The sequence below is a fragment of the Yersinia thracica genome (assembly GCF_902170565.1).
In the GTDB taxonomy this organism is placed as follows: Bacteria; Pseudomonadota; Gammaproteobacteria; order Enterobacterales; family Enterobacteriaceae; genus Yersinia; species Yersinia thracica.
This window is the reverse complement of the sequence record NZ_CABHXX010000133.1, coordinates 56,260-81,162: the sequence shown is the minus strand read 5'-3', so window position 1 is coordinate 81,162 and position 24,903 is coordinate 56,260. Positions and strand designations below refer to the sequence as shown.

Here is a 24,903-nt window from a genome sequence, read left to right as displayed (position 1 = left end):
TGCGACTCAACGCCGCAGCGGTGTTAGCGGCATTCACTTACCCGAATCACTTACTGCCGTTGACCTCAAAATAAATAAGCTCATCGGGCCGCGTTCATTTGCTGCCTTGCTGCAACGTCAATGACTTTGGGTAAACCCTGCGACTCAATGCCGCAGCGGTGTTAGCGGCTCTCGCCCCCATCCTGAGCCGCCAGTTTTGCATCGGTTTCTGCTTGTAGTAGAATGGCTTTGCCCATCCACTGGGTCACATCCTGAATTCCAGCTTCATCTAAATGCCAAATATCTTTCAGCACCATAAACACCTCGGATCCATAAATTAACGAAAATGCATGAATCACCCGTTGCAGTGCTTCGGGTGTTAATTTCCCTTCCAATGGCTCAACTGCCAGCTTTAACAACCGCTTACGGTTACCACGGACTAACTTCTCTTCATTGTTTGGATTGCTACGGCTATCGGCCCATTGCTGTAAAGACAAGTGCAGCGCGGCTCGTAGCACGCCCTCATGTTGCAACATCCGCGGATAAGCAAAAGACAGTAATTCAGCAATACGCTGGCGGGCATCGGGTTGAGTGGGCTGCCATTCCAATACCGGCCCAAGACTTTCATCGACCATGGCAGAAACCAAGGCACTTTGTGTCGGGAAATAGCGGTAAGCCGTGGCACGGGAAAGCCGGGCGGCATTGGCGACTTCAGTTATTGATGGAAATGCGCCTTGTTCATACATCGACATCGCGGTGTCAATAAGTAACCGCCGGGTTCTGGCCCTGATGGTGGTTAGAGATGGAGAGGCGCGTTCTGGTTTATCTTGATAGCTCACGGTCACTCCATAGTCTAGAGATCGTATTTTCGCCCACTATAACAAACCGTTCGCACAAATCGCCATGAATGCTCTCTACATTCATATTATTTTTGAGACTATAGTCTCATATTTAAGTTATACGCTTTGCGAAAATGATACGGCAGTCTCAATATGGTTCTATCTTAACCAACTCGCTTCATTTTTTGTGACATTCCGCATTCATAGAAGGATGTTCAGATGCCCCGTCATATTTTTATCGCGACCACGACAGATACTAAAGGCGATGAGCTGGCTTATGTCAGTGAATTGATTAAAGCAACCGGCCTGACGACGGTCACGGTTGATTTATCGACCAAAGAAAGTCAGCACACTGGCGGCGCTGATATCACGGCCGAAACGGTGGCGAGCCATCATCCTGATGGGCGTCAGGCCGTCTTCTGTGGTGATAGAGGGCGGGCGATAAGTGCGATGGCGGTGGCTTTTGAGCGTTTTATCGCCAGCCGTGATGATGTGGCTGCGCTGTTAGGTTTGGGCGGCTCCGGCGGCACGGCACTGATAACCCCCGCTATGCAAAGTTTACCTATTGGTATTCCTAAACTGATGGTGTCAACTATGGCTTCTGGTGATGTTTCCGGTTACATCGGTGCCAGTGATATCGCCATGATGTATTCGGTCACTGATATTGCCGGGCTTAATCGTATTTCCCGCCGTGTGCTGAGCAATGCGGCCCATCAAGTTGCCGGTGCAGTTTATTTCGCAAAAGAGGAAACCGCGACCAATGATAAACCGGCGCTGGGTTTGACCATGTTTGGTGTGACAACCCCCTGTATTCAAGCGGTTAGCGCGGCATTATCGGCAGAATATGATTGTTTAGTGTTCCATGCGACCGGCAGCGGCGGCAAAGCAATGGAGAAATTGGCCGAAAGCGGCTTACTGGCAGGGGCGCTGGATTTGACCACCACCGAGGTCTGCGACCTGTTATTTGATGGGGTATTAGCCTGCGGCCCAGAAAGGTTTGATGCTATTGCTCACACCCAAATTCCTTACGTCGGCTCTTGTGGCGCATTAGATATGGTCAATTTTGGTAACCCCGCCACCATTCCGGCGAAATATGCCAACCGCTTGTTCTATGAGCACAATGCGCAAGTCACATTGATGCGCACCACCGAGCAAGAAAACATTGAGATGGCGCGCTGGATTGGCGAGAAGCTCAACCGCTGCGAAGGCGAGGTGCGTTTCTTAATTCCACTGGGCGGATTCTCGGCATTAGATGCGCCGGGCCAACCTTTTTGGGATGAAAAAGCACTGAAAGCTTTTATCCATACGCTGGAAGAAACCGTGATTCAAACTAAAAAACGCCGTCTGGTGCACTATCCATTCAATATTAATGACCCACAGTTTGCCCAGGCTGCGGTAGAAAACTTTAAAGAAATAGCAAAGAGCCCATCTCACCCCAAATAATTCGAGTTTGAAGTATAACGGGGTTAGGGCCATAAAATATCTGGAGAAGCATATGCCAAAATTTCAACGCCAGGCCATATTGGCTAAATTCCGGGAAATGATTGCCCGCCGTGAGCCGATTATCGGCGGCGGTGCGGGTACAGGGTTGTCGGCCAAATGTGAAGAAGCCGGCGGTATTGATCTTATCGTCATCTATAACTCGGGCCGCTATCGCATGGCCGGTCGTGGTTCGCTGGCCGGTCTGCTGGCCTACGGCAATGCCAATGAAATTGTGGTCGACATGGCAAAAGAAGTGTTGCCAGTGGTCAAGAACACGCCGGTGCTAGCGGGGGTCAATGGTACTGACCCATTCTGCCAGTTCGACCAATTTTTGGATCAACTGAAAGCATTGGGCTTTTCTGGTGTGCAGAACTTCCCTACAGTGGGTTTAATTGACGGGAATTTCCGCGCCAACCTTGAAGAAACCGGCATGGGTTATGGCCTGGAAGTGGACATGATTCGTCTGGCCCACGAGAAAGATTTACTCACCACGCCGTATATTTTCAGTGCCGAAGATGCTGTCGCCATGACCCAAGCAGGGGCCGATATTATTGTTCCTCATATGGGGCTGACCACCGGCGGCAATATTGGTGCTGACACCGCGTTGAAGCTGGCTGACTGTGTGCCGCTGATTAATGAATGGGCCGCCGCCGCAAAGGCTGTGCGCGAAGATGTGATTGTGTTGTGTCACGGTGGGCCGATTTCTACCCCAGAAGATGCTCAATACATCTTGGACAATTGTCCGCAATGTGATGGTTTCTACGGTGCCAGCTCCATGGAGCGGTTACCAACAGAAATTGCGCTGACGGATACTACTAAGCAGTTTAAAAAAATAAAACGTTGATTATTTTGCCAATACCAAGGGAAAGCCTGTTCGTGAGTTTTGCTGGATTATCAGCTAAATAAAGATGCAGGATACACAAAACCGAAGTCGAAGCTGGCTTCGGTTTTTTACTGATATTATTGCTGATAGCGTGCCCCAATATCAGCCGCCGCATACCACGCCAATAGGTTGCTGACTTCCGCTTCACCTTCGGCAGGTGACCAGCGGGCGAAATATTCAGCAGTAATGGGCTGGTAAGGGCCGTGTTTAACTTCAAAAATAACCGCCCCTTTTTCCAGTGAGAGCACGGCGTGCCACACATTGGCGGGGATTTCCATAATAGCGGCTTCCCGGCCCAACAGCGCGCGGTGGGTGACTTTCCCGGCGTCATCAAACAGCAGCACAATAAAGTTGCCCTGTAATGCAGTCAGTAATTCCCAAGTGTGAGGGTGGCGATGAGGGCGGACATAAGTCTCTGGCTCCATCGCAATCGCCAGGCGCTGTATGGGGTCGTCGAGCTGTGGGTGGAAGTTAAGATTGGCTCTCTGACGCGGTGACTGTTGGGCTTGCTGGCTCAACTGCACCAGAGTTTGCTGGGTGATTTGCTTCATTCTGGTCAAATATCCTTAAGAGTGACTGACTGTAATCTAGCGTAAACAGAGTGATGTTATAAGGGGGCAGTCGCGCTATGTTGCCAGATAAAAAATCTTGCTGCTCAGAACTGAAAATTGTGCTCATGAATTAACACCTTTTAACCGGTTGACAGCCTTTTTCTTCTCGGCGTAACATGCGCGCACTATTCTTGATGAGGACATTCGCCTTGGACACACCCAGTAGATACTGGCTCAATAACCTGTTCATAGGGTGCAACTTCTAAGGCTATCCTCTTATTTGCTGATAGCCTTCGTGGTTGTCAGCGGCCCCGCTAAACCGCCGCTGTGAGTCAGATCTCCTTATGGTCTGAAACAAAGGGTATTTCAATACTGACCTGTTTCTGTGCTTCAATGCGTTTTCCCTATCCATCACCGCAAGGGAGTTTTGGCACATGCTGAGCGCATTTAAATTAAGTAACAATCGCTTATCCCGTTTGGAGCTGGATGAATCAGATGACCTGACTTCCTCACTTTGGGTCGATTTAGTCGAGCCAGAAGAGGGTGAGCGGGAACGCGTCCAGAATGAGTTAGGGCAAAGCCTGGCGACGCGTCCAGAGTTGGACGACATCGAGGCCTCTGCACGATTCTTTGAAGACGAAGATGGTCTGCATATCCACTCCTTCTTCTATTATGAAGATGCTGAAGACCACGCCGGTAACTCAACCGTGGCATTTACTATTCGTGATGGCCGCCTGTATACCCTGCGCGAACGCGAATTACCGGCATTCCGCTTGTATCGCATGCGCGCGCGCAACCAAACACTGGTTGACGGCAACGCCTATGAATTGCTGCTAGATTTGTTTGAAACTAAAATTGAACAGCTGGCAGATGAAATCGAGAATATTTACAGCGACTTGGAAGCCTTGAGCCGCGTCATCATGGAAGGCCAGCAGGGCGATGAATATGATGCTGCGCTCTCCACACTGGCAGAACAGGAAGATATCGGCTGGAAAGTCCGGTTGTGTCTAATGGATACCCAGCGGGCGCTGAATTTCTTGGTGCGTAAGGCCCGTTTGCCCAGTAGCCAGTTGGAACAGGCCCGTGAAGTTCTGCGCGATATCGAATCCCTGTTGCCGCACAATGAATCTTTGTTCCAGAAAGTTAACTTCTTGATGCAAGCTGCGATGGGTTTTATCAACATCGAGCAGAACCGCATTATCAAGATTTTCTCGGTGGTCTCGGTTGTGTTCCTGCCGCCCACCTTGGTGGCATCCAGCTACGGGATGAACTTTGAATTTATGCCGGAATTGCGCTGGTCGTTTGGCTACCCAGGGGCTATCGCTTTGATGATCATTGCCGGCTTGGCGCCATATCTCTATTTCAAACGCAAGAACTGGCTCTAACCTCCGCCCTTGAAGCTGCAGGGGTGTTAGCTGCGTTCACGCACCCGAATCACTTACTTATGTAAGCTCATCGGGATGAGTTCGCTTGCTGCCTACCTGCAACTTCAAGTTCTTTGGTTATCAATTCATAACTCAATGAGTAACCGGCATTTTTGTAGGCTTGATATCTAGGCGCGCAGCTTGCGTTGGGTGTAAAGCGCATCCAACGTGAACAGTAACAGCGCCGCCCAGATAAAGACGAAAGTGACCATTTTATCGTTGCCGATAGTCTCGCCATAGAAAGTGACCGCCAGAATAAACATCAGCGTCGGCCCCAGATATTGGAAGAAGCCCAGCGTCGAAAGGCGCAAACGGGTGGCGGCGGCGGTGAAGAATAGCAGCGGAATAGTGGTAATCACCCCCGCAGCAGCTAACAGAATATTCAGCGACCAGGCATTGGCCCCCATGTGGCTGGTGGGGCTGTCGGCAATAAAGAACAGGTAAACTGCCGCAATCGGCAAGAGCCACATTGTTTCAACCAACATGCCGGTTTGGGCATCAATCCCCAGTTTTTTGCGAATTAAGCCATATAACGCAAAGGTAATCGCCAGACCCAAACCAATCACGGGCAGTGAACCAAATTGCCACAGCTGAATGAGCACCCCGCCGAACGCCAGTGCCACCGCTACCCATTGCATACGGCGAAAACGCTCGCCGAGAAATAACATGCCAAATAACACGTTGACCAACGGGTTAATAAAGTAGCCCAGACTGGCTTCCAGCATGTGGTTGTGGTTGACCGCCCAAATAAATAATAGCCAGTTACTGGCTATTAGTACGGCGGTAACAGCCAGTAATAACAAACGTTTACGGTTTTTAATGGCGCTACGAACTTGGGGCCAATTGCGGCTGACAGTCAGTAAAATCAGCATAAAGAAAAATGACCAGATAATCCGATGAGTCAAAATTTCATCAGCCGGCACCTGTTGGATGAGCTTGAAATAAGCAGGGGCAATACCCCAAATAAAATAGGCAGCCAGAGCAAAGAAAATGCCCTGGCGGGTTCGTTGTTTATCCATGGTGTGGCTCAGAACAAAAAAGGAGATGCGGTGAGTGTACTTAAGTTTGCGCCATGAATCATCACCGCCGTCATCATATCAGCCAACCAGATAGGTCGCAGTCGCGCTGGCGATATGCATTTGGTTTTCATTATGCAATTCAACTCTGGCAACAGACACTTTGTTACCACTGCGTAAAATACGGCTGCTGGCAATAAAGTGCTCACCGCGGCCAGGGCGCAAATAGTCGACGCGCAAGTCGATGGTGCCCATTTTCGCTAGCTTCATTTGCAGTTGTTCTTGAATCAGTGGTTCATGGCGAACCAAACTATTCCCAACACACACCAGACCGGCGGCAACATCCAACACTGCGGCAATAACACCGCCGTGCAATATGCGCTGCGCAATATTACCGACCAGCTTGTCATTATTATCAAAAGTAATTTCGGCGTAATCTTGCTCGAAACGAGTTAATTTTAATCCTAATTCGCGGTTAAATGGCATGTGATAAACAAAAATTTCACCGATGAGGTTACGGGCACTTTCCAGAGTTAAAGGCGTTACAGACATTATTTTTCTCTTAAAAGATAATTTCTCATGTTATTAATTTGTTTATTTTATGCTCCTATTTTGTTGTTTTCCAGTCGTTAAATCATAAATATAAACAACACTAATCTCAGATAACATTTGTGTGTAGAATGAGCTGTTTTCATTACAAATATAAATAATTCGTAAAATGATGGGGGAATTATGGGTAGGTTTTGGCAGGTTTTAATCGCGTTATTACTGGTGCCAACATTGGCGCAAGCAGAAGAAGCAACGGTTGAGAAAATTCATGATGCACCGGCAGTGCGTGGCAGCATTATCGCGGCAATGTTGCAGGATCACGATAATCCGTTCTTGCTTTATCCGTATGAAACAAACTATTTGTTATACACCTATACCAGCGATATCAATAAAAATGCGATAAGCTCTTATGATTGGGCTGAACATGCCAATAAAGATGAAGTCAAATTCCAATTGAGTTTAGGTTTCCCTATCTGGCGCGGTATTGCCGGTGATAACTCATTGCTGGGTGCTTCTTATACCCAACGTTCCTGGTGGCAAGCATCGAACAAAGATGAATCCTCACCATTCCGTGAAACCAACTACGAGCCGCAAGTGTTCCTGGCATGGGCTACAGATTATGAGCTGGCGGGCTGGACATTCCGTGAAGTAGAATTTGGTTATAACCACCAATCTAACGGCAAAGCCGATCCAACCTCACGTAGCTGGGATCGCGTTTATACCCGCCTGATGGCACAACGTGGCAACTTGGAAATCGACCTGAAGCCTTGGTATCGTTTGCCAGAAAGCGACAGCAAAGATGACAACCCAGATATCAATAAATACATGGGTTATTACCGTCTGAAAGTGGGCTATGCCTTGGGTGAAAGTGTGTTCAGCATCGATGGTCGCTATAACTGGAATACCGGTTACGGCGGCGCTGAAATGGGCTGGAGCTACCCGATTACCAAGCATGTTCGTTTCTATACCCAAGTATTCAGTGGCTATGGTGAGTCAATGATTGACTATAACTTTAGGCAAACACGGGTGGGTGTGGGTATCATGTTGAATGATGTCCTTTAACGTCATCCGGCGTTAGAAAAGTTTCAGACACAGGCCGGTTCACCGGCCTGTGCAGATCTCATAGTTGGGGAATAGTGTGTCAACCGCCGCAGTGATAAATAGGGAGTTACTGGCACAGCAAGTATTGCGAGATACTTTCGGCTACCAGCAATTCCGACCCGGACAACAAGAAATTATCAATGCCACCCTATCAGGGCAAGACTGTCTGGTCGTGATGCCAACGGGCGGTGGTAAATCCTTGTGCTATCAGATTCCGGCATTGGTGACGGATGGCTTAACGCTGGTGGTCTCCCCGCTAATCTCTTTGATGAAAGACCAGGTTGACCAACTGCTGGCCTATGGCGTGGGCGCGGGGTGCTTAAACTCATCACAAACTCGCGAGCAGCAATTGGCGGTGATGGACGGGTGCCGCAGTGGTCAAATTAAGCTGCTGTATATCGCGCCGGAACGGCTGGTGATGGAGAGTTTTCTCGACCAACTGCATCAATGGCGTCCTGCGCTGTTGGCGGTGGATGAGGCGCACTGTATCTCTCAATGGGGCCATGATTTCCGCCCGGAATACCGTGCCCTTGGTCAGTTAAAGCAACGTTTCCCTGATTTACCCGTAATAGCGCTGACCGCGACGGCTGATGAAGCCACGCGCGGTGATATCGTGCGGCTGCTTAATCTGGAGCAGCCCTTAATTCAGGTCAGCAGTTTTGACCGCCCCAATATTCGCTACACCTTGGTAGAGAAGTTCAAACCCCTTGATCAACTGTGGCGCTTTGTTCAAGACCAGCGCGGCAAAAGTGGCATTATTTACTGCAATAGTCGGGCAAAAGTGGAAGACACCACCGCGCGCCTACAAAGCCGTGGTTTAAGTGTGGCGGCTTACCATGCGGGGCTGGACAATGAGCGCCGGGCGCAGGTGCAGGAAGCTTTCCAGCGTGATGACTTGCAAGTGGTGGTTGCCACCGTGGCTTTCGGCATGGGGATTAACAAACCCAACGTCCGCTTTGTGGTGCATTTTGATATTCCGCGCACTATTGAATCTTACTATCAGGAAACTGGCCGAGCCGGGCGTGATGGCCTGCCCGCCGAGGCAATATTGCTGTATGACCCGGCCGATATGGCGTGGTTACGCCGCTGTCTGGAAGAGAAACCGGCTGGCGCACAACAAGATATTGAGCGGCATAAACTCAATGCGATGGGGGCTTTTGCCGAAGCACAAACCTGCCGCCGATTGGTGTTGCTGAACTATTTTGGTGAGGGCAAGCAGCAGCCATGCGGTAACTGCGATATTTGTTTGGATCCGCCAAAGCGCTACGATGGGCTGGCGGATGCGCAAAAAGCGCTGTCTTGTGTGTATCGGGTCGGGCAACGGTTTGGTTTGGGCTATATCGTCGAGGTGCTGCGCGGGGCAAATAATCAGCGCATTCGTGAGTTTGGTCATGACAAACTGTCGGTCTACGGCATTGGTCGCGAGCAAAGTCATGAGCACTGGGTCAGTGTGTTGCGCCAGCTAATTCACCTCGGATTACTGAGTCAAAATATCGCGATGTTCTCTGCTTTGCAGTTGACCGAAGCCGCGCGCCCAGTATTACGTGCTGAATTGCCGTTACAATTGGCGGTGCCGCGTATTCAGAGTTTGAAAGTGCGCAGCAGTGCTAATCAAAAATCCTATGGCGGCAATTACGACCGCAAATTATTCGCCAAATTGCGTAAATTGCGCAAATCTATCGCCGACGAAGGCAATATTCCGCCTTATGTGGTGTTTAACGACACCACCTTGTTGGAGATGGCGGAGCAGATGCCGATCACGGCCAGCGAGCTGTTGAGTGTCAATGGCGTCGGGCAACGTAAATTGGAGCGCTTTGGTGCGCCGTTTATGGCGATGATCCGCGACCACGTAGATAACAACGACGACTAACGGGTCGCCTTTCCTGCTATGAGAATCTTATTATGCTAATGCTATTTCTGACTGTCGCGCTAGTGCATCTGGTGGCTCTGATGAGCCCCGGCCCGGATTTCTTTTTTGTCTCGCAAACCGCGGCCAGCCGCTCACGGCGCGAAGCCATGATGGGTGTGGTCGGTATTTCGCTGGGGATTGTGGTTTGGGCTGGTGTCGCCCTGATGGGGCTAAATCTCATTTTGCAGAAAATGGCGTGGTTACATGAAATCATTATGGTCGGCGGTGGGTTATATTTGTGCTGGATGGGTTGGCAACTGCTGAAATCCGCCCGTTCCAAACAAGATACTTCAGAAAGTGAGGTGCAAGTTGCACTTCCTGCGCGTGGCCGGACTTTCGTGCGTGGTTTTCTGACTAATTTATCGAACCCCAAAGCTGTTATCTATTTCGGCAGCGTGTTCTCACTGTTTGTCGGCGATGACGTCAGTGCGGGCGCGCGTTGGGGCCTGTTTGTGCTGATTATCGCGGAGACTTTTGTCTGGTTCAGTATTGTGGCCTGCGTCTTTGCTTTACCGGTGATGCGCCGTGGCTATCAGCGGTTATCCAAATGGATTGATGGGCTGGCAGGGGTGCTATTCACCGGTTTTGGTATCCACCTAATATTGTCCCGCTAGCGAGTTCCCCGACCGGTGAATTGCCCGATTGGGGGCATCATAACGGCGTTATACTTTTCGTGCGGTGGCCAGTAATGCGCCTATCAACATGAATAAGCTACCAAATATTCGGTTCAATAATTTCATTTGCTGCGGTGATTTAATCCAGCCCGCAATTCGCGTAGCAAGAGTCGCGTAACCCATCATCACGATAATATCGACTATCACACTGGTGCTGCCGAGAATCAGATATTGCGCCACCTGCGGTTGATGCGGCAGGACAAATTGTGGGAACAACGCGGCCAGGAAAACAATGCTTTTCGGGTTGGTCAGGTTGACGAACACTGCGCGTTTAAACAACTTGCGCCGTGGCATGCTGTTCGCCAATGCATGCAAGTCCAGCGCCCCGGCGGCGCGCCATTGTTGTATGCCAAGCCAAATTAAATAAGCCGCTCCGAGCCATTTTAATAGTTCAAATGCCAGCAGAGATTGTGAAATCAGTGCGCCAAGGCCCACACCGACCAGCACAATATGTACAGCCAGCCCCAATTGTAATCCGCAGATGGAGGCAATCACGCCGCGCGTGCCATGACTGATGGTGGTGCTCATGGTGTTGATGGCACCCGAACCGGGGGACAAACTGAGAATAATTGTGGTCAGCAGATAAGTTAACCACCAATCTAATGTCATTGGCAAAACTCCCTGAATGCATAAATTTATGCCACAATACTCTATTGCTAATCATTGTGCTATGGCTCACAGAGTGCCCAGTTACTCCAGCCAAAGGATGCAATCAGCTATGATTTATAACGTTATATTATATCGGGCCGCACTATGTTGTTAGAGATAAACTATGCCGCTATAGAGACAAACTATGCCGCTATAGAGACAAACTATGCCGTTAGATAATAGCTGGTTGGCCCGTGAAGAGCAGTTTGCTGCTTTTGTTAACGGCCCATTGTTAGATTTTTGGCAGCAGCGGGATGAAGACGAGTTTATGGGGGTCGATAATATCCCCATTCGCTATGTCCGTTTTCGCTCTCCCGAACATACCCGCGTGGTAGTGGTGGTGCCTGGCCGCATTGAAAGTTACGTCAAATACCCCGAAGTTGCTTATGATCTCTTCCAGCAAGGCTATGATGTTATAGTGTTGGATCACCGTGGTCAGGGGCGATCAGGGCGTATGCTGGAGGATGGTAACCGCGGACATGTGATCAAATTTGATGATTACATTGAAGATTTTGCGCAGTTGGTGCAGCGCGAAATAACCGGTAGCCATTATCAGCAGCGTTTTGCACTGGCCCATTCTATGGGGGGCGCAATTCTGACGCGCTTTTTGGCGCAGCAGCCCGAGGTATTTGATGCCGTGGCGCTTTGTGCGCCGATGTTTGGCATCCATTTGCCGATGCCGGGCTGGCTGGCTCACCGGATTGTCGACTGGGCTGAAAAGCATCAAAAACTGCGGGATTATTACGCCATCGGCACCGGGCAATGGCGGCCATTACCCTATATGGTCAATATGTTGACTCACAGCCGTGAGCGCTATCGCCGCTATTTGCGCCAATATGCGGATGCACCAGAAATCCGTGTCGGCGGGCCAACTTATCATTGGATCCGTGAAAGCATGCTGGTGGGTGAGCAAATTATCGCCCAGGCAGACAAAATTACTACGCCGGTTCTGTTACTACAGGCCAGCGAGGATCGGGTAGTACATAACCCGGCCCATAATGCATTTTCTCAGGCAATGATTCTGGCGGGGCACCCTTGCGAAGGGGGGCAGCCTAAGGTCATTCAAGGTGCACGCCATGAGATCCTGTTCGAACGGGACACCCTGCGTGCCGAGGCGCTAAGCGCCATATTGCGCTTTTTTGCGCAACATCAATCATCAGTCGGCCCTCAAGATCCCGACACCACCAGAGGTTAGAACATACCGCTATGTATCATGTTGTTGCTTCCGATTTAGATGGCACCCTGCTGTCACCTGACCACATATTGACGCCTTATACCAAAGAGACACTCAAGTTGCTGACGCAGCGCGATGTGCACTTTGTGTTTGCGACTGGCCGCCACCATATTGATGTGGCCCAAATCCGCGACAACCTGGATATCAGCGCCTTTATGATAACCTCCAACGGCGCGCGCGTGCATAACACCGCAGGGGAACTGATTTTCAGTCATAACCTCGATGCTGACATTGCCCGTGATCTGTACAATATTGAACATCACAATCCAGATATTCTGACCAACGTTTATTTGAATGATGAATGGTACATGAACCGAGAAAGCCCTGAACAGGAAGAGTTTTTCCGCGAGTCGGTGTTCAAATATCAAGTGTTCGAACCGGCTTTGCTGCCGACCGACGGGGTGTGTAAGGTTTACTTCACCTGCGAAGATCACGATAAGTTATTGATTTTGGAAGAAGCCATCAATGCGCGTTGGGGCGATCGAGTGAATGTCAGCTTCTCTTTCCCGACCTGTCTGGAAGTGATGGGCGGCGGAGTATCCAAGGGCCATGCGCTTGAGCAAGTGTCTAAAATCATTGGTTATTCATTGAAAGAATGTATCGCGTTTGGTGATGGTATGAATGATCTGGAAATGCTGTCTATGTCGGGCAAGGGCTGTATCATGCGCGATGCCCATCAGCGTCTAAAAGATATGTTGCCGAACCTGGAAGTGATCGGCTCAAATGCCGATGACGCAGTACCCCATTATCTGCGAAAAATGTTTTTAGGCACTGATAAATAACTGATTTATTGCAGTAAAAAAATGGCGCACTGTAGATGAGTGCGCCATTTCTTATGTTAAGTTATCCGAGATCTTAAGTTATCTCAGATAAGTCACTTACTGGTGTTGCCCCTGTTTTTGCAGGAATTGCACACCCTTATCTGGGAAGTCGGTAAATACCCCGTCAACCCCGGCTTGATTGTAAATAATATCAAACAGTTGGTTTACATCAGTGGCGTATTTAGGCAGTTTGTCCGCGCGGATAGTAAACGGATGCACCATCATATTGCTGGCATGCGCTTCCTTGACCATATCTGTCAGCTTGATGTTATTTGGCGTCGAGGTTTCAACCACCAGCATATGGTAGTCAGGGCCGATGCCGTCAGCATATTGCGCGATTTTCTTCATTGCGCCTGGCTTGAACATCCAGTCATAGCTGTAATTAACCCACTCGCCATTAGGTTTCTGTTCGTAGGTTTCTTTCCAGTCAGTGTAAGCCACCAGTTGAACCAGTTTCAGGTCCATGCCCATCTTGGGTTCCAGCTCATTTTTGATGCGTTTTAATTCATTGGCATCAAAGCATTGCAGATAGACTTTATCGGCTTTGGTGGTGTAACCGTACTGTTTCAATACTTCCAACACCTTGGTGGAAATATCTTTCCCTTCCTGCTTATGGAACCATGGCGCTTTGATTTCAGGGTAGATACCAATATTTTTACCGGTTGAATGATTCAGCCCCTGAACAAATTCAATCTCTTCCTGGAAAGTGTGCACACGGAAATCAGACTTGCCCATTGGGAAGCGGCCCGGATAGCTCTGCACTTTCTTACCATCTTTACCAATATCAAAGCCTTCGGTAAATTTCAGTGATTTGATTTCCGGCAGAGTGAAGTCAATGGCGTAATAACGGCCATCTTTACGGGCGCGATCAGGGAAGCGATCGGCGACATCTGTCACTCGGTCGAGATAATGGTCATGGAGAACCACTAACTCATTATCTTTGGTCATCACCAAATCTTGTTCAAGATAATCAGCACCTTGTGCGTAGGCCATCGCTTTAGCGGGCAGTGAGTGCTCCGGCAAGTAGCCACTGGCACCGCGATGCGCGATGACAACTTTATCTGCTGATTTATCTTTGACTAAGGGTTCTGCCGCCTGCGCCATGCCGACGACTGAGGATGCCAGAATCATACTCGCTATCAGTGATTTGATGTGGGTTTGCATTGATAGTGCTCCTTTTATACCCGTCATCTTTCAAGCTGCAGATGTGTGCCGCCTTCCTGCAACTTGAAATCTATTGGGTATCGGGTAGGGGTAAAAAAGGCTGTGTCGTTATTAATCCATATAGATAACGGCACAGCCTGTAAGCTACTTAATCATTTGGATATTATTTTTTATCCAGCTCGGCCTGTCTGGCCAGCTCAGCGTGATGTTTTTTCTCACTGAACATGACGACGACCAATAACAGAACCGCTATAATGCTGCCGCCAATCATGACCATAAAGCCACCGTCCCAACCGAAGTAGTCAACGGTGTAACCAACAATGGCGCTGGCCGCAACCGAGCCACCCAGATAACCGAACAAACCGGTAAATCCTGCGGCAGTACCCGCTGCTTTTTTCGGCGCTAATTCAAGGGCATGCAAGCCAATTAACATCACCGGGCCGTAAATCAGGAAGCCGATAGTGATCATACAGGCCATATCGATACCTGGGTTACCGACCGGGTTCAGCCAGTAAATGATGGTCGCGATAGTTACCAATGTCATAAAGAACACACCGGTGGCACCACGGTTACCTTTAAACACTTTGTCGGACATCCAACCACACAGCAGCGTCCCTGGAATACCAGCGTATTCATACAGGAAATAAGCCCATGAGGATTTATCCAGCGCGAAGTGTTTGACTTCTTTCAGGTAGGTTGGTGACCAGTCGAGGATGCCGTAACGTAGCAAATAAACAAAAACGTTAGCAATCGCGATATACCACAACAGTTTGTTGGGCAAGATGTATTGCATAAAGATTTGTTTCGCGGTCAGCTCTTCTTCCGCTTCTTCGCTATAGTCATCCGGATAGTCGTTTTTGTACTCTTCAATCGGAGGCAAGCCAACAGATTGAGGAGTATCACGCATCAGGCCGAAGACAATCAATGCCACCAAAATGGCACCGAAAGCGGGCATATAGAGCGCAGCTTTCCAGTCGTTAAACCATGCCATACCCAGCAAGAACAGTAATGGCGGCAAGCCACCACCGACATTATGGGCGCAGTTCCAGACCGAAACGATACTGCCGCGTTCTTTCTTCGACCACCAGTGCACCATGGTACGGCCACATGGCGGCCAACCCATCCCCTGGAACCAGCCGCATAAGAACAGCAGCACAAACATCACGGCGATACTGGATGTTGCCCAAGGTACGAAACCCATAAACAGCATCACGGCTGCGGAGAGAATCAAACCGGCAGAGAGGAATACTCGTGGATTCGAACGGTCAGACACCGAACCCATGATGAATTTTGAGAAACCATAAGCAATAGAAATACCGGATAGTGCGAAACCCAGATCCCCACGAGAGAAACCTTGTTCGATCAAATACGGCATGGCCAGAGTAAAGTTTTTACGCACCAGATAGTAGGCCGCGTAACCGAAGAATATACCCATGAAAATTTGCCAGCGTAAGCGGCGGTAGGTGGGGTCAACCTGGTCTGCGGGCAGCCGTGCCACATGTGGCGCGGGCTTAAAAATACTCAACATGAGTGCCTCCGATGGCTTTTTTTGTAGTTTTTGACTCCGGTATAGCCTGGTATCTATCCGGTGGTTAAACGCTGCCGATGGGTAAACGGCGCAGCAATTGTCGTTTATGTTCCATAACGAGCGTCATACTAGATAGGATTGCGAAACTTATCTGTGAGTGATGGCGCATTTGTTACAGTTATATGAAAGCGGCGGCAATTTTGAGCGATTGGTTAACATTTTGAAACCGCTAATGACAAATTACCTGTGACTTTGATCACAATCATGGTTTTTATACACCATATTATTTTCGTTTTTAGTTCGTTTTTGTTCCTTATCAAACAATACCCATAAAGACTGTGGCTCAATAGACTCATAATTAGCCGCCAGGCGGCTGTCTGATAATATGGGGTCTTTCATGACGAACAGTTCTCCTTACACAGAAACGGATGTCATCATCATTGGTGGTGGCGCGACGGGTGCCGGAATTGCCCGAGACTGTGCTCGGCGGGGTTTGGCTTGTACTCTGCTTGAGCGGCATGATATTGCCACCGGCGCGACTGGCCGCAACCATGGCTTATTACACAGTGGTGCGCGTTATGCTGTGACTGACAGCGAATCCGCCCGTGAATGTATTGAAGAAAACCGGATTCTGAAACGTATTGCCCGCCATTGTATTGAGCAAACCGATGGTTTGTTTATCACCTTGCCGGAAGACTCACTGGAATATCAGGCGCAGTTTATTGCGCGCTGCCAGGAGGCGGGGATCGACGCCGAAGCTATTGATCCAAAGCAAGCATTGCGGCTGGAACCTGCTGCTAACCCCACGCTGATTGCTGCCGTCCGTGTGCCAGATGGCACAGTTGACCCCTTCCGCCTCACCGCCGCCAATATGTTGGATGCCCGTGAGCACGGGGCCAATGTACTGACTTATCATCAAGTTATCGGATTATTACGTCACGGCGACCGGGTGAGCGGCGTGCGCGTTTTCGACAGTAAAAATCAGCGTCAATATGATATCCATGCGCAAATCGTGGTCAATGCGGCGGGGATCTGGGGTCAGCACATTGCTGAATATGCCGATCTTCGTATTCGCATGTTTCCTGCCAAAGGCGCGCTGTTGATCCTCGGCCACCGCATCAACAACATGGTGATCAACCGCTGCCGTAAACCGGCTGACGCCGATATTTTGGTACCGGGCGATACCATTTCACTGATCGGCACCACCTCCACTCATATTGAATACGATCAGATAGATAATATGGTCGTCACGGCACAAGAGGTGGATACCTTAATTCGCGAAGGGTCAAAATTATCGCCGCAACTGGCGCAAACGCGCATTTTACGCGCTTATGCCGGAGTCAGGCCGCTGGTCGCCAGTGATGATGATCCGTCGGGGCGTAATGTCAGCCGCGGCATCGTCTTGCTTGACCACGCCAGCCGTGATGGGCTGGAGGGCTTTATCACCATCACTGGCGGCAAGTTGATGACTTACCGGTTGATGGCTGAGTGGGCAACAGATAAAGTTTGTGAAAAGCTTGGTGTGACAGCGGCTTGCACCACGGCCCAAGAGCCACTTCCTGGTTCACAGCAATCAGCAGAACAAACCCTCAGCAAAGTGATTTCTTTGCCCGCCAGTATTCGCGGCTCAGCCGTTTATCGTCATGGCGACCGCGCGACCCAGTTATTAGCAGGAAACCGTCTGGACAACAGTTTAGTGTGTGAATGCGAGGCGGTCACCGCCGGTGAAGTGCGCTATGCCATTGAATCTTTGTCAGTTAATAACCTATTGGATTTACGCCGCCGCACTCGCGTTGGTATGGGGACGTGCCAGGGAGAGCTTTGCGCTTGCCGGGCGGCGGGCTTACTCAGCCGTTTTAAAGTGACCACACCGCAACAATCCCGTGAACAACTTAGCCAGTTTTTGAATGAGCGCTGGAAAGGTGTGCGCCCAATAGCTTGGGGCGACGCGCTGCGGGAAAGTGAGTTTACCCATTGGGTTTATCAAGGACTTTGTGGTTTGGATGATAGCCCGAGTGCGGCCCATGTGCAGGAGAAACGCGATGAAATTTGATGTGATTATCATCGGTGGTGGATTAGCTGGGCTGGCTTGCGGTATCCGCCTCGCCGAGCAAGGTAAATATTGCGCGATTGTCAGCGCCGGTCAAAATGCGCTGCATTTCTCCTCCGGTTCTTTGGATCTGTTGGCGAAATTACCCAATGGGCAGGCGGTCAGCCAGCCACTTTCAGCGCTTGAAACCTTAGCGGAGCTAGCGCCTGAACACCCTTATAGCAAAATGGGACAAACAGGGCCGGTGGGCGAGCTTGCGTATCAAGCTGAATCCTTGTTAAGCCGCTGCGGGCTGAATCTGGTCGGCAGCGCGGCTGAAAATCACTTGCGCCTGACCCCGCTGGGCAGCTGCCGCCCCACGTGGTTGAGTTCGTCGGATATTCCCGTCGCGCCATTAAAAGGCCCGCTGCCGTGGCAAAAAGTGGCGGTAATTGGCATTGAAGGATTCCTCGATTTTCAGCCACAGATGGTTGCCAGTGCTTTGCAGGAGCAGGGCGTTGAAGCTACAGCAGATTATCTGCATTTACCGGCGCTCGACCGCTTGCGCGATAATCCCAGTGAATTCCGTGCGGTGAATATTGCGCGGGTGCTGGATTTGCCCGAAAACCGGCAACCGCTGGCCGATGAACTGGCGCGGTTGTCATCAACAGCGGAAATGATTTTACTGCCAGCCTGCATTGGGCTGGATGAATCAGCACCCTTAGAAGCGCTGCGTGCGGCGGTGGGCAAACCAATTCAATTGTTGCCAACATTACCACCGTCATTGCTCGGCATGCGCTTACATCAAGCCCTGCGCCGTCGTTTCCAGCAATTGGGCGGTATTGTCATGCCGGGTGATGCAGTATTGCGCGCCGAACTGGTAGGGAACCGAATTACCGGGCTGTATAGCCGCAATCATGGTGATATTCCGCTGCGGGCGGCCCAGATGGTGCTGGCGAGCGGCAGTTTCTTCAGTAATGGGCTGGTGGCGACTTTTGAGCATATCTATGAACCCATACTGGACTTGGATATTTTATCACTGCCAAACCGAGCAGATTGGAGCCACAGCAATATGTTTGCGCCGCAACCTTATTTGCAATTTGGCGTGAACACCGATAACCGGTTACGGGCGCTGCGTGGCGGTGTCGCGCTGGATAACCTGCATGTTATTGGCGCGGTTCTCGGCGGCTATGACCCGCTGCAACAGGGGTGCGGTGCAGGGGTTTCATTGACCAGTGCATTGTTCGTGGCAGAGCAGATTGTCAGCGCAATGGAGGTGACATTATGACGGCGTTACCACAGCACGAAAGCGCTCAAGATGAGCCTCTCTCTCAGCATCAACATTTGGCACGGGATAACAGCTTTGAAAGTTGTATCAAATGCACGGTTTGCACCACATATTGCCCGGTAGCGAAAGTTAACCCGCTTTATCCGGGGCCAAAACAGGCTGGCCCAGATGGTGAGCGCCTGCGTTTGAAAGATCCGGCGCTGTATGACGATGCATTGAAATACTGCACTAACTGTAAGCGCTGTGAAGTGGCTTGCCCGTCAGATGTCAAAATCGGCGACATCATCCAGCGCGCTAAAGCCAGTTACAGCAGCAATAAACCCAAACTGCGTGATGCTATCCTCAGTCACACCGATTTCATGGGCACTCTCTCGACGCCATTTGCTCCAGTCATCAATGCGGTCACGGGGTTAAAACCGGTACGTGTTTTACTGGATAAAGCGCTGAAAATTGACCACCGGCGCGAGTTGCCAAAATATTCGTTTGGCACCTTCCGCCGCTGGTATCGCAAACAAGCTGAGAAACAGCAGCAATATACGGAACAGGTGGCATTTTTCCACGGCTGTTTTGTCAATTATAACCATCCGCAGTTGGGCAAGGATTTAGTCAGTGTATTCAATGCGATGAACATTGGCGTTCAATTGCTTAAACGCGAGAAATGCTGTGGTGTGCCGCTGATTGCAAATGGGTTTATTGAACAGGCGAAAAAACAGGCGCGGGTGAATTTGGAATCCCTCACTGACGCGGTAATAACTCGAGATATACCGGTGGTCGCCACCTCTTCAAGCTGTACTTTTACCCTGCGCGATGAGTATCCGCATTTACTGGATGTCGATACCGCGCCGGTGCGCGATAGAGTGGAACTGGCGACTCGCTATCTCTACCGTTTATTAGAAAAAGGGCGGGAATTGCCACTCAAGCCGCTGTATTCAGAAGAAAACAGTTCGGCCCAAAACAGTTCGGCAGAAAACAAGCCCCTGCGCATTGCTTATCACACTCCCTGTCATATGGAGAAAATGGGCTGGACGGCTTATACCCTGGCGCTGCTCCAGCGTATTCCGGGTATTGAGCTGGTGGTGTTAGATTCTCAATGTTGCGGGATTGCCGGAACATATGGTTTTAAATCAGAGAATTACGCAACATCCCAAGGGATCGGGGCATCATTATTCCAACAGATTGAAGACAGTGGCGTTGATTTAGTGATTACCGACTGCGAAACCTGCAAATGGCAGATTGAGATGTCGACCAGCAAGAAATGCGAGCACCCGATTACCTTACTGGCACGAGCATTAAATCCCCTTCATCCTTGAAACCACAGGGGTGTTAGCTGCGCACACTCACCCGAATCACTGACGGGTGTCAGCTCATCGGGATTTGCTTGCTGGCTGCCTACCTGTGTTTCCAATGACTTTGGGCATTTTTATCCTTAAGGGGGTTACCAATAACCCCATTAAGGAATTCTATTTCAGCTTCAAGGGAGTGATAATGGACTTAATTTTAAGGTGCTAATAATGGATTCAGCTTCAGTCTGTGCTTGCTGCTGATTATCGGCCGGTAGCGTAATTTGTAATGTCATCAAACGGTTATCGACTTTACCCATCAATACGGACGAATAAGCTTTCTGCCCACCACTGGTAATAATGCTGTCCAACTGCTGGAAAGGATGCCCGTCGACCTTAATGGCTTTGTTCGTCACAACCTGTAGGTTGGCATCACGGGCGCGTTGCTGCTCAGCCAGGCGCTCAGTCAGAACATCCAAAGCTTCATTGGTATTATCACCTAAAATCACGATAACCGCTTTATCGCCAGTTTTGTTGGCGTAAACGTGCATGTTATTGGTTTGGCTGCCCATTTTCCCGCTTTGGTCAGATAAATCTGCCGGCAAAATAAACGCCACTTTACCCTCTAACAGACTGACGGGCTGACCCACATTGTTATCACTGCCGCCATCGCAGGCACTTAATCCCGCTACCAGCAGGCCAACAGCAAGAAACTTGGTTATTTTATGCATGGTAATCCCTTATCGATGATTAATATCCCCCTTCTGATTTGAGGTTGCAGAGGGAACGGCAACTCCAACCACTTTGGGTATGCGACCTTATCGCACCTTATTTAGATGCTAAAAGCAATCTATTATTAAGCAATCTATTATTCAGCAGGGCTGACCCGCGTTAGCGTTTGCTGTTCAGTCTGCCGGGCAAAATACTTCAGTAACACATTGAGCATCACGCCATAGGCAGGCAAGAAGAACAACATGCAGATCAGTAGCTTGAAGCTATAATCCACCAAGGCAATTTCCACCCAATTGGCTGCCATAAAAGGATCTGAACTGCGATAGAACGCAATAAAGAAGAAAGCCATGGTATCGCTGATATTGCCGAAGAACATGGCAGCAGTGGGGGCAACCCACCATGCGCTGCGCTGGCGGAGGCGGTTAAAGACTTGAACATCAAGAATTTGGCCCAGCACATAGGCCATAAAGCTCGCCACCGCGATGCGGGCGACCACCAGATTAAAACGGGTTAATGCCGGGAACCCTTGCCAGCTTCCCTGATAAAACAGGGCGGAAATCAGATACGAGATAAGTAAGGCTGGCAGCATGACGGACAAAATAATCCGGCGCGCCAAAGGAGCACCAAAAATCCGTACAGTCAGGTCAGTGGCTAAGAAGATAAATGGAAAGGTAAAAGCCCCCCAAGTGGTGTGAAAACCGAAGATAGCGATCGGTAATTGCACCAGATAGTTACTGGAGGTAATGATGACTATATGGAATAGCGCTAGCCATACCAAAGCGGTCATCCGCTGTTGGGCAGTAAACGAAAACATAAATGTGACCTTTTTGGTTATTGGGGTGAGGGAACCCAAACATAATGTGCCGCAATTTCTACGACGCGCCGCATAATACGCGTTTGCGCAACGAATGCAATGCTTAGTTTTAGCGCAATCGCGAGCCTTTCTATGAAAGTTATTGTGCCCCTTGCACCCAAAAACCGGCGGAGTAAACTATTCGGCTTCATAAGTTCGCCCGCTTCGTAAGCTCGCTTACACTTTATATTATTAGTAATCTGTTTACTGACACACAAGAGAACTGCAATGACCGATATTTTTGCCGATCCGGACAAAACACTTGATGCACTAGGATTACGCTGCCCAGAGCCGGTGATGATGGTGCGGAAGGCCGTCCGGCATATGGAGGACGGCCAAACTCTGCTTATTATTGCTGATGATCCGGCCACGACCCGTGATATCCCCGGTTTTTGCCGCTTTATGGATCACCAATTACTGGCACAAGATACCCAACAGACGCCTTATCGCTATTTGGTCAGGAAAGGGGCAAAAGCGGAATGAAATGGGCTTTTACCCCAGTGTTCAACACTGATATTTGCTTCAAAACAGATAGTTGCTTCAAATATCTCGTTTGCGCAATAACCTCAACGCGTTTGCTGTCACTAAGGCAGTTGCGCCGGAATCGGCTAATACTGCCAGCCACAAGCCGGTTAAGCCCAGTAAAGTGGTCACCAGAAAAATACCTTTTAACCCTAATGCGATGGTAATGTTCTGGCGAATATTGGCGTTGGCCGCTCGTGATAACAGGATGATTTCTGCCAACCCAGTCAGCCGGTTATGGGTCAGTGCGGCATCGGCGGTCTCCAATGCTACATCAGTGCCACTGCCCATCGCGATGCCAATACTGGCCGCTTTCATTGCCGGAGCATCATTAATACCGTCACCCACCATCACTGTCGGGTGTGTCGCATTCAGCGCCATAACTGCCTGCACTTTATCGGCAGGTAACAATCCAGCGCGGTAATCAATCCCCAGTTCACTGGCAATAGCTGCCGCCGCGCGAGGGTTATCACCCGTTAGCATTACCCCTTGAATACCTAACTTTTTCAGTGAGTTAATGGCCTGTTTAGCATCAGTGCGTAAAGTGTCGCGCAGTGCCACTAAACCAATGAATTTCTCATTTTCCAACACGGCGACCGCCGTTTTACCGCTACTTTCCAGTTCATCTAGCTGCGTTAGCCACTCAGCACTCAATAATTCCGGTGATATCTTACTGGGAGCGCTGACACGAACCACTATCCCGTTAACCGTGCCCTCAACGCCGATACCCGCCAGCGCACGCCGTTCCTCGGCGAGTGGCAACAGGGGGGTATTTTGTTGCGCACGTTGCATGATGGCGATTGCCAGCGGATGGTGCGACCCCGCCTCCACCGCTGCCGCAAGCGCTAACAGGCGAGTTTCACTCACGCCGGATACTGGCAGAATATCAGTGACTTGCGGTTTCCCCTCTGTCAGAGTACCGGTTTTATCGAAAGCAACAGTTTGAATGCGGCCCAGTTGCTCAAGCGCCGCGCCCCCTTTAATCAATGCCCCGCGCCGTGTTGCCGCAGCCAGTGCCGAGGTAATGGCCGCTGGGGTGGAAATGACCAGTGCACACGGGCAGCCAATCAGCAGCAATGTCAGACCGCGGTAAATCCAGGTTTCCCAAGGCTCGGCGAAAGCTAAAGGCGGAACCAGCATCACCAGCGCTGAGAGAAGCATAATGGCGGGAGTGTAAATGCGACTGAAACGGTCAATAAAACGCTCTATAGGCGCACGACGTTCTTCTGCTAATTCAATGAGTTGTAGAATGCGGTCAATGGCATTATTACCTGGCTCAGAGATAACTCGCATTTCGGTAGCGCGATCGACAGATAAACTCCCTGCCGCGACTTTCTCACCTTGCACCCGTTCAACAGGAACAGACTCGCCAGTGAGAGCACTTTCATCAAAACTGGCAAATGGGGTCATTAATTCCGCATCAGCGGGCAGACGGCCACCCGGTGAGATTTCAATGATATCGCCAGGGCGTAAACTGGCGACAGGCACCTGCTGGCGTTCACCATTCTTGAGCAGTAATGCCTCTTCAGGTACCAGCGCCATTAGCGCAGTCACGCCGCGGCGTGCGCGGTTTGCCGCATAAGATTCCAGCAATTCGCCGATCATAAACAGCAGTAATACCATTGCAGCTTCAGCCGTCGCGCCAATAAACATCGCGCCGATAGCCGCGACGCTCATCAAGGTTTCGATTGCAAAGGGTGTGCCGGAGCGGATGAGTTTCCAGGCTTTGGTCGCAACGGGGATCAGCCCGACAATGGTGGTTGCGGCAAAGGCGAATTCGCTCAGCCGAATGCTGAATAATGAGATTCCCCAACTGATGAGCATCAGTGTGGTTAATAATATGATTGGTAAATATTCACGAACACGAGATTCTGGCGCAGTGTTTTTGCTCGCCGTGGGAGACTGAGTATCGACCAGACTGAATCCTGCCTGTATGACGGCTTGCTGCACTTGAGGGCGAATATCTAAACGGGCATCGACCACCAGTTTTTCTGTAGCAAACAGGACTTTTACATTTTCAACGCCACTCAGACTGCTGACTGCATTTTCAATTTTACGGGCACAACTTGGGCAATCCATTCCTTTAACTTGCCAACTAAAACGCTGACTATCAGAAGGCGTCACGAGAGTCAGTCTGTCGCTTTCCTCGTCACCTTCATCGGCATGACTCTGGCTACAGCAACCCCCTTCTTGATGTGAATGCTCACTCACTGAGTTTGTGCCGTTATTGCTGTCATTGGTTGCTTGTTGGCTACTGCAACCGGTTTGTTTTTTTGCATGACTATGACCACAACCGCATTGGCTCTGTGTATCTGTTGAATGTTGATGTTCGGAATGTGAATGCATGGTGCCTCCTGGACAAAATGTAAAAGGTATACAGGATTTAGCCGGTATAGC

General features: G+C 50.0%; 23 protein-coding genes. 12 read left to right on the top strand and 11 right to left on the bottom strand.

What is annotated here, in order from left to right:
• Positions 1-161: 161 nt before the first annotated feature.
• Positions 162-818: a TetR/AcrR family transcriptional regulator gene (locus tag FTA91_RS18450; RefSeq protein ID WP_050115215.1), complete on the bottom strand. Its 657-nt coding sequence runs from the start codon at positions 816-818 to the stop codon at positions 162-164.
• A 219-nt stretch (positions 819-1,037) separates the two neighbouring features.
• On the opposite strand from FTA91_RS18450, the gene FTA91_RS18445 reads away from it, so the two are divergent.
• Both FTA91_RS18445 and FTA91_RS18440 read left to right on the top strand, forming a co-directional pair.
• Positions 1,038-2,261 carry a Tm-1-like ATP-binding domain-containing protein gene (locus FTA91_RS18445; RefSeq protein ID WP_145583752.1) on the top strand — a complete coding sequence of 408 codons (1,224 nt, stop codon included), beginning with the start codon at positions 1,038-1,040 and terminating at the stop codon, positions 2,259-2,261.
• A 52-nt stretch (positions 2,262-2,313) separates the two neighbouring features.
• A complete protein-coding gene (locus FTA91_RS18440) occupies positions 2,314-3,144 on the top strand; it encodes a phosphoenolpyruvate hydrolase family protein (protein WP_050115210.1) in 831 nt (276 codons plus the stop codon).
• Between the two features lie 116 nt (positions 3,145-3,260).
• On the opposite strand, the gene FTA91_RS18435 is transcribed toward FTA91_RS18440, so the two are convergent.
• A complete protein-coding gene (locus tag FTA91_RS18435; RefSeq protein WP_050115208.1) occupies positions 3,261-3,734 on the bottom strand; it encodes a WbuC family cupin fold metalloprotein in 474 nt (157 codons plus the stop codon).
• Positions 3,735-4,168: 434 nt separating this feature from the next.
• On the opposite strand from FTA91_RS18435, the gene corA reads away from it, so the two are divergent.
• The gene (gene corA, locus FTA91_RS18430; protein WP_050115206.1) at positions 4,169-5,119 is read left to right on the top strand and encodes a magnesium/cobalt transporter CorA; all 951 of its coding nucleotides are present in this window, start codon (positions 4,169-4,171) and stop codon (positions 5,117-5,119) included.
• Positions 5,120-5,286: 167 nt separating this feature from the next.
• Here corA and rarD read toward each other — a convergent pair whose 3' ends face one another.
• Both rarD and FTA91_RS18420 read right to left on the bottom strand, forming a co-directional pair.
• On the bottom strand, positions 5,287-6,177 hold the full coding sequence (gene rarD, locus FTA91_RS18425) for an EamA family transporter RarD (protein WP_005166237.1): 891 nt from the start codon (positions 6,175-6,177) through the stop codon (positions 5,287-5,289).
• 78 nt (positions 6,178-6,255) lie between these two features.
• Positions 6,256-6,726, bottom strand: coding sequence for a thioesterase family protein (locus FTA91_RS18420; RefSeq protein WP_050115204.1), 471 nt, complete (start codon positions 6,724-6,726; stop codon positions 6,256-6,258).
• 180 nt (positions 6,727-6,906) lie between these two features.
• On the opposite strand from FTA91_RS18420, the gene pldA reads away from it, so the two are divergent.
• The 3 genes from pldA to rhtC all read left to right on the top strand — a co-directional run bounded on the left by pldA (position 6,907) and on the right by rhtC (position 10,347).
• A complete protein-coding gene (pldA, locus tag FTA91_RS18415; RefSeq protein ID WP_050115202.1) occupies positions 6,907-7,785 on the top strand; it encodes a phospholipase A in 879 nt (292 codons plus the stop codon).
• A gap of 76 nt (positions 7,786-7,861) precedes the next feature.
• Entirely contained in the window at positions 7,862-9,694 is a 1,833-nt protein-coding gene (gene recQ / locus FTA91_RS18410) for an ATP-dependent DNA helicase RecQ (protein ID WP_145536056.1), read from the top strand.
• Positions 9,695-9,726: 32 nt separating this feature from the next.
• Entirely contained in the window at positions 9,727-10,347 is a 621-nt protein-coding gene (rhtC, locus tag FTA91_RS18405; RefSeq protein ID WP_145583750.1) for a threonine export protein RhtC, read from the top strand.
• Between the two features lie 48 nt (positions 10,348-10,395).
• Here the strand turns inward: rhtC and rhtB are convergent, their stop codons facing one another.
• Positions 10,396-11,016, bottom strand: coding sequence for a homoserine/homoserine lactone efflux protein (gene rhtB, locus FTA91_RS18400; protein WP_050115197.1), 621 nt, complete (start codon positions 11,014-11,016; stop codon positions 10,396-10,398).
• Between the two features lie 205 nt (positions 11,017-11,221).
• Between rhtB and pldB the strand changes: the two genes are divergently transcribed.
• Together pldB and yigL are read left to right on the top strand one after the other, a co-directional pair.
• Complete coding sequence (gene pldB / locus FTA91_RS18395) at positions 11,222-12,250, top strand: lysophospholipase L2 (protein WP_050115194.1); 1,029 nt, start codon at positions 11,222-11,224, stop codon at positions 12,248-12,250.
• 11 nt (positions 12,251-12,261) lie between these two features.
• Positions 12,262-13,071 (top strand): sugar/pyridoxal phosphate phosphatase YigL, encoded by an 810-nt coding sequence (gene yigL / locus FTA91_RS18390; RefSeq protein WP_004391312.1) that lies wholly within the window; start codon positions 12,262-12,264, stop codon positions 13,069-13,071.
• Between the two features lie 96 nt (positions 13,072-13,167).
• Here yigL and glpQ read toward each other — a convergent pair whose 3' ends face one another.
• From glpQ to FTA91_RS20185, 3 genes are all read right to left on the bottom strand, one after another.
• Positions 13,168-14,274, bottom strand: a complete 1,107-nt coding sequence (gene glpQ / locus FTA91_RS18385) for a glycerophosphodiester phosphodiesterase (RefSeq protein WP_145583748.1) — start codon at positions 14,272-14,274, stop codon at positions 13,168-13,170.
• A 163-nt stretch (positions 14,275-14,437) separates the two neighbouring features.
• Entirely contained in the window at positions 14,438-15,802 is a 1,365-nt protein-coding gene (glpT, locus tag FTA91_RS18380) for a glycerol-3-phosphate transporter (protein WP_050115190.1), read from the bottom strand.
• A gap of 240 nt (positions 15,803-16,042) precedes the next feature.
• Positions 16,043-16,201, bottom strand: coding sequence for a hypothetical protein (locus FTA91_RS20185; RefSeq protein ID WP_167310407.1), 159 nt, complete (start codon positions 16,199-16,201; stop codon positions 16,043-16,045).
• Here FTA91_RS20185 and glpA point away from each other — a divergent pair.
• The 3 genes from glpA to glpC are packed head-to-tail and all read left to right on the top strand — an operon-like array spanning position 16,200 to position 20,429.
• Entirely contained in the window at positions 16,200-17,855 is a 1,656-nt protein-coding gene (glpA, locus tag FTA91_RS18375; RefSeq protein WP_050115189.1) for an anaerobic glycerol-3-phosphate dehydrogenase subunit A, read from the top strand. The two genes, FTA91_RS20185 and glpA, sit on opposite strands and share 2 nt — an antisense overlap.
• Complete coding sequence (gene glpB, locus FTA91_RS18370; protein WP_050115187.1) at positions 17,845-19,119, top strand: glycerol-3-phosphate dehydrogenase subunit GlpB; 1,275 nt, start codon at positions 17,845-17,847, stop codon at positions 19,117-19,119. Before glpA ends, glpB begins: the two co-directional genes overlap by 11 nt.
• Positions 19,116-20,429, top strand: a complete 1,314-nt coding sequence (gene glpC, locus FTA91_RS18365; protein ID WP_145536055.1) for an anaerobic glycerol-3-phosphate dehydrogenase subunit GlpC — start codon at positions 19,116-19,118, stop codon at positions 20,427-20,429. Before glpB ends, glpC begins: the two co-directional genes overlap by 4 nt.
• Positions 20,430-20,590: 161 nt before the next feature.
• Here glpC and FTA91_RS18360 read toward each other — a convergent pair whose 3' ends face one another.
• Together FTA91_RS18360 and FTA91_RS18355 are read right to left on the bottom strand one after the other, a co-directional pair.
• Positions 20,591-21,130 (bottom strand): DcrB family lipoprotein, encoded by a 540-nt coding sequence (locus tag FTA91_RS18360; protein WP_050115183.1) that lies wholly within the window; start codon positions 21,128-21,130, stop codon positions 20,591-20,593.
• Between the two features lie 137 nt (positions 21,131-21,267).
• Positions 21,268-21,945: a 7-cyano-7-deazaguanine/7-aminomethyl-7-deazaguanine transporter gene (locus FTA91_RS18355; RefSeq protein WP_050115181.1), complete on the bottom strand. Its 678-nt coding sequence runs from the start codon at positions 21,943-21,945 to the stop codon at positions 21,268-21,270.
• A 267-nt stretch (positions 21,946-22,212) separates the two neighbouring features.
• On the opposite strand from FTA91_RS18355, the gene tusA reads away from it, so the two are divergent.
• Positions 22,213-22,467 (top strand): sulfurtransferase TusA, encoded by a 255-nt coding sequence (gene tusA, locus FTA91_RS18350; protein ID WP_050115179.1) that lies wholly within the window; start codon positions 22,213-22,215, stop codon positions 22,465-22,467.
• A gap of 57 nt (positions 22,468-22,524) precedes the next feature.
• Here the strand turns inward: tusA and FTA91_RS18345 are convergent, their stop codons facing one another.
• Positions 22,525-24,852: a zinc/cadmium/mercury/lead-transporting ATPase gene (locus tag FTA91_RS18345; RefSeq protein WP_145536054.1), complete on the bottom strand. Its 2,328-nt coding sequence runs from the start codon at positions 24,850-24,852 to the stop codon at positions 22,525-22,527.
• Positions 24,853-24,903: the final 51 nt, after the last annotated feature.

Excerpts from the sequence above, each read along its gene's own strand:
- FTA91_RS18445 (WP_145583752.1), top strand. The coding sequence starts at position 1,038 with ATGCCCCGTCATATTTTTATCGCGACCACGACAGATACTAAAGGCGAT.
- FTA91_RS18440 (WP_050115210.1), top strand. The coding sequence starts at position 2,314 with ATGCCAAAATTTCAACGCCAGGCCATATTGGCTAAATTCCGGGAAATG.
- FTA91_RS18435 (WP_050115208.1), bottom strand. The coding sequence starts at position 3,734 with ATGAAGCAAATCACCCAGCAAACTCTGGTGCAGTTGAGCCAGCAAGCC.
- corA (WP_050115206.1), top strand. The coding sequence starts at position 4,169 with ATGCTGAGCGCATTTAAATTAAGTAACAATCGCTTATCCCGTTTGGAG.
- rarD (WP_005166237.1), bottom strand. The coding sequence starts at position 6,177 with ATGGATAAACAACGAACCCGCCAGGGCATTTTCTTTGCTCTGGCTGCC.
- FTA91_RS18420 (WP_050115204.1), bottom strand. The coding sequence starts at position 6,726 with ATGTCTGTAACGCCTTTAACTCTGGAAAGTGCCCGTAACCTCATCGGT.
- pldA (WP_050115202.1), top strand. The coding sequence starts at position 6,907 with ATGGGTAGGTTTTGGCAGGTTTTAATCGCGTTATTACTGGTGCCAACA.
- rhtC (WP_145583750.1), top strand. The coding sequence starts at position 9,727 with ATGCTAATGCTATTTCTGACTGTCGCGCTAGTGCATCTGGTGGCTCTG.
- rhtB (WP_050115197.1), bottom strand. The coding sequence starts at position 11,016 with ATGACATTAGATTGGTGGTTAACTTATCTGCTGACCACAATTATTCTC.
- pldB (WP_050115194.1), top strand. The coding sequence starts at position 11,222 with ATGCCGTTAGATAATAGCTGGTTGGCCCGTGAAGAGCAGTTTGCTGCT.
- yigL (WP_004391312.1), top strand. The coding sequence starts at position 12,262 with ATGTATCATGTTGTTGCTTCCGATTTAGATGGCACCCTGCTGTCACCT.
- glpQ (WP_145583748.1), bottom strand. The coding sequence starts at position 14,274 with ATGCAAACCCACATCAAATCACTGATAGCGAGTATGATTCTGGCATCC.
- glpT (WP_050115190.1), bottom strand. The coding sequence starts at position 15,802 with ATGTTGAGTATTTTTAAGCCCGCGCCACATGTGGCACGGCTGCCCGCA.
- glpA (WP_050115189.1), top strand. The coding sequence starts at position 16,200 with ATGACGAACAGTTCTCCTTACACAGAAACGGATGTCATCATCATTGGT.
- FTA91_RS20185 (WP_167310407.1), bottom strand. The coding sequence starts at position 16,201 with ATGAAAGACCCCATATTATCAGACAGCCGCCTGGCGGCTAATTATGAG.
- glpB (WP_050115187.1), top strand. The coding sequence starts at position 17,845 with ATGAAATTTGATGTGATTATCATCGGTGGTGGATTAGCTGGGCTGGCT.
- glpC (WP_145536055.1), top strand. The coding sequence starts at position 19,116 with ATGACGGCGTTACCACAGCACGAAAGCGCTCAAGATGAGCCTCTCTCT.
- FTA91_RS18360 (WP_050115183.1), bottom strand. The coding sequence starts at position 21,130 with ATGCATAAAATAACCAAGTTTCTTGCTGTTGGCCTGCTGGTAGCGGGA.
- FTA91_RS18355 (WP_050115181.1), bottom strand. The coding sequence starts at position 21,945 with ATGTTTTCGTTTACTGCCCAACAGCGGATGACCGCTTTGGTATGGCTA.
- tusA (WP_050115179.1), top strand. The coding sequence starts at position 22,213 with ATGACCGATATTTTTGCCGATCCGGACAAAACACTTGATGCACTAGGA.
- FTA91_RS18345 (WP_145536054.1), bottom strand. The coding sequence starts at position 24,852 with ATGCATTCACATTCCGAACATCAACATTCAACAGATACACAGAGCCAA.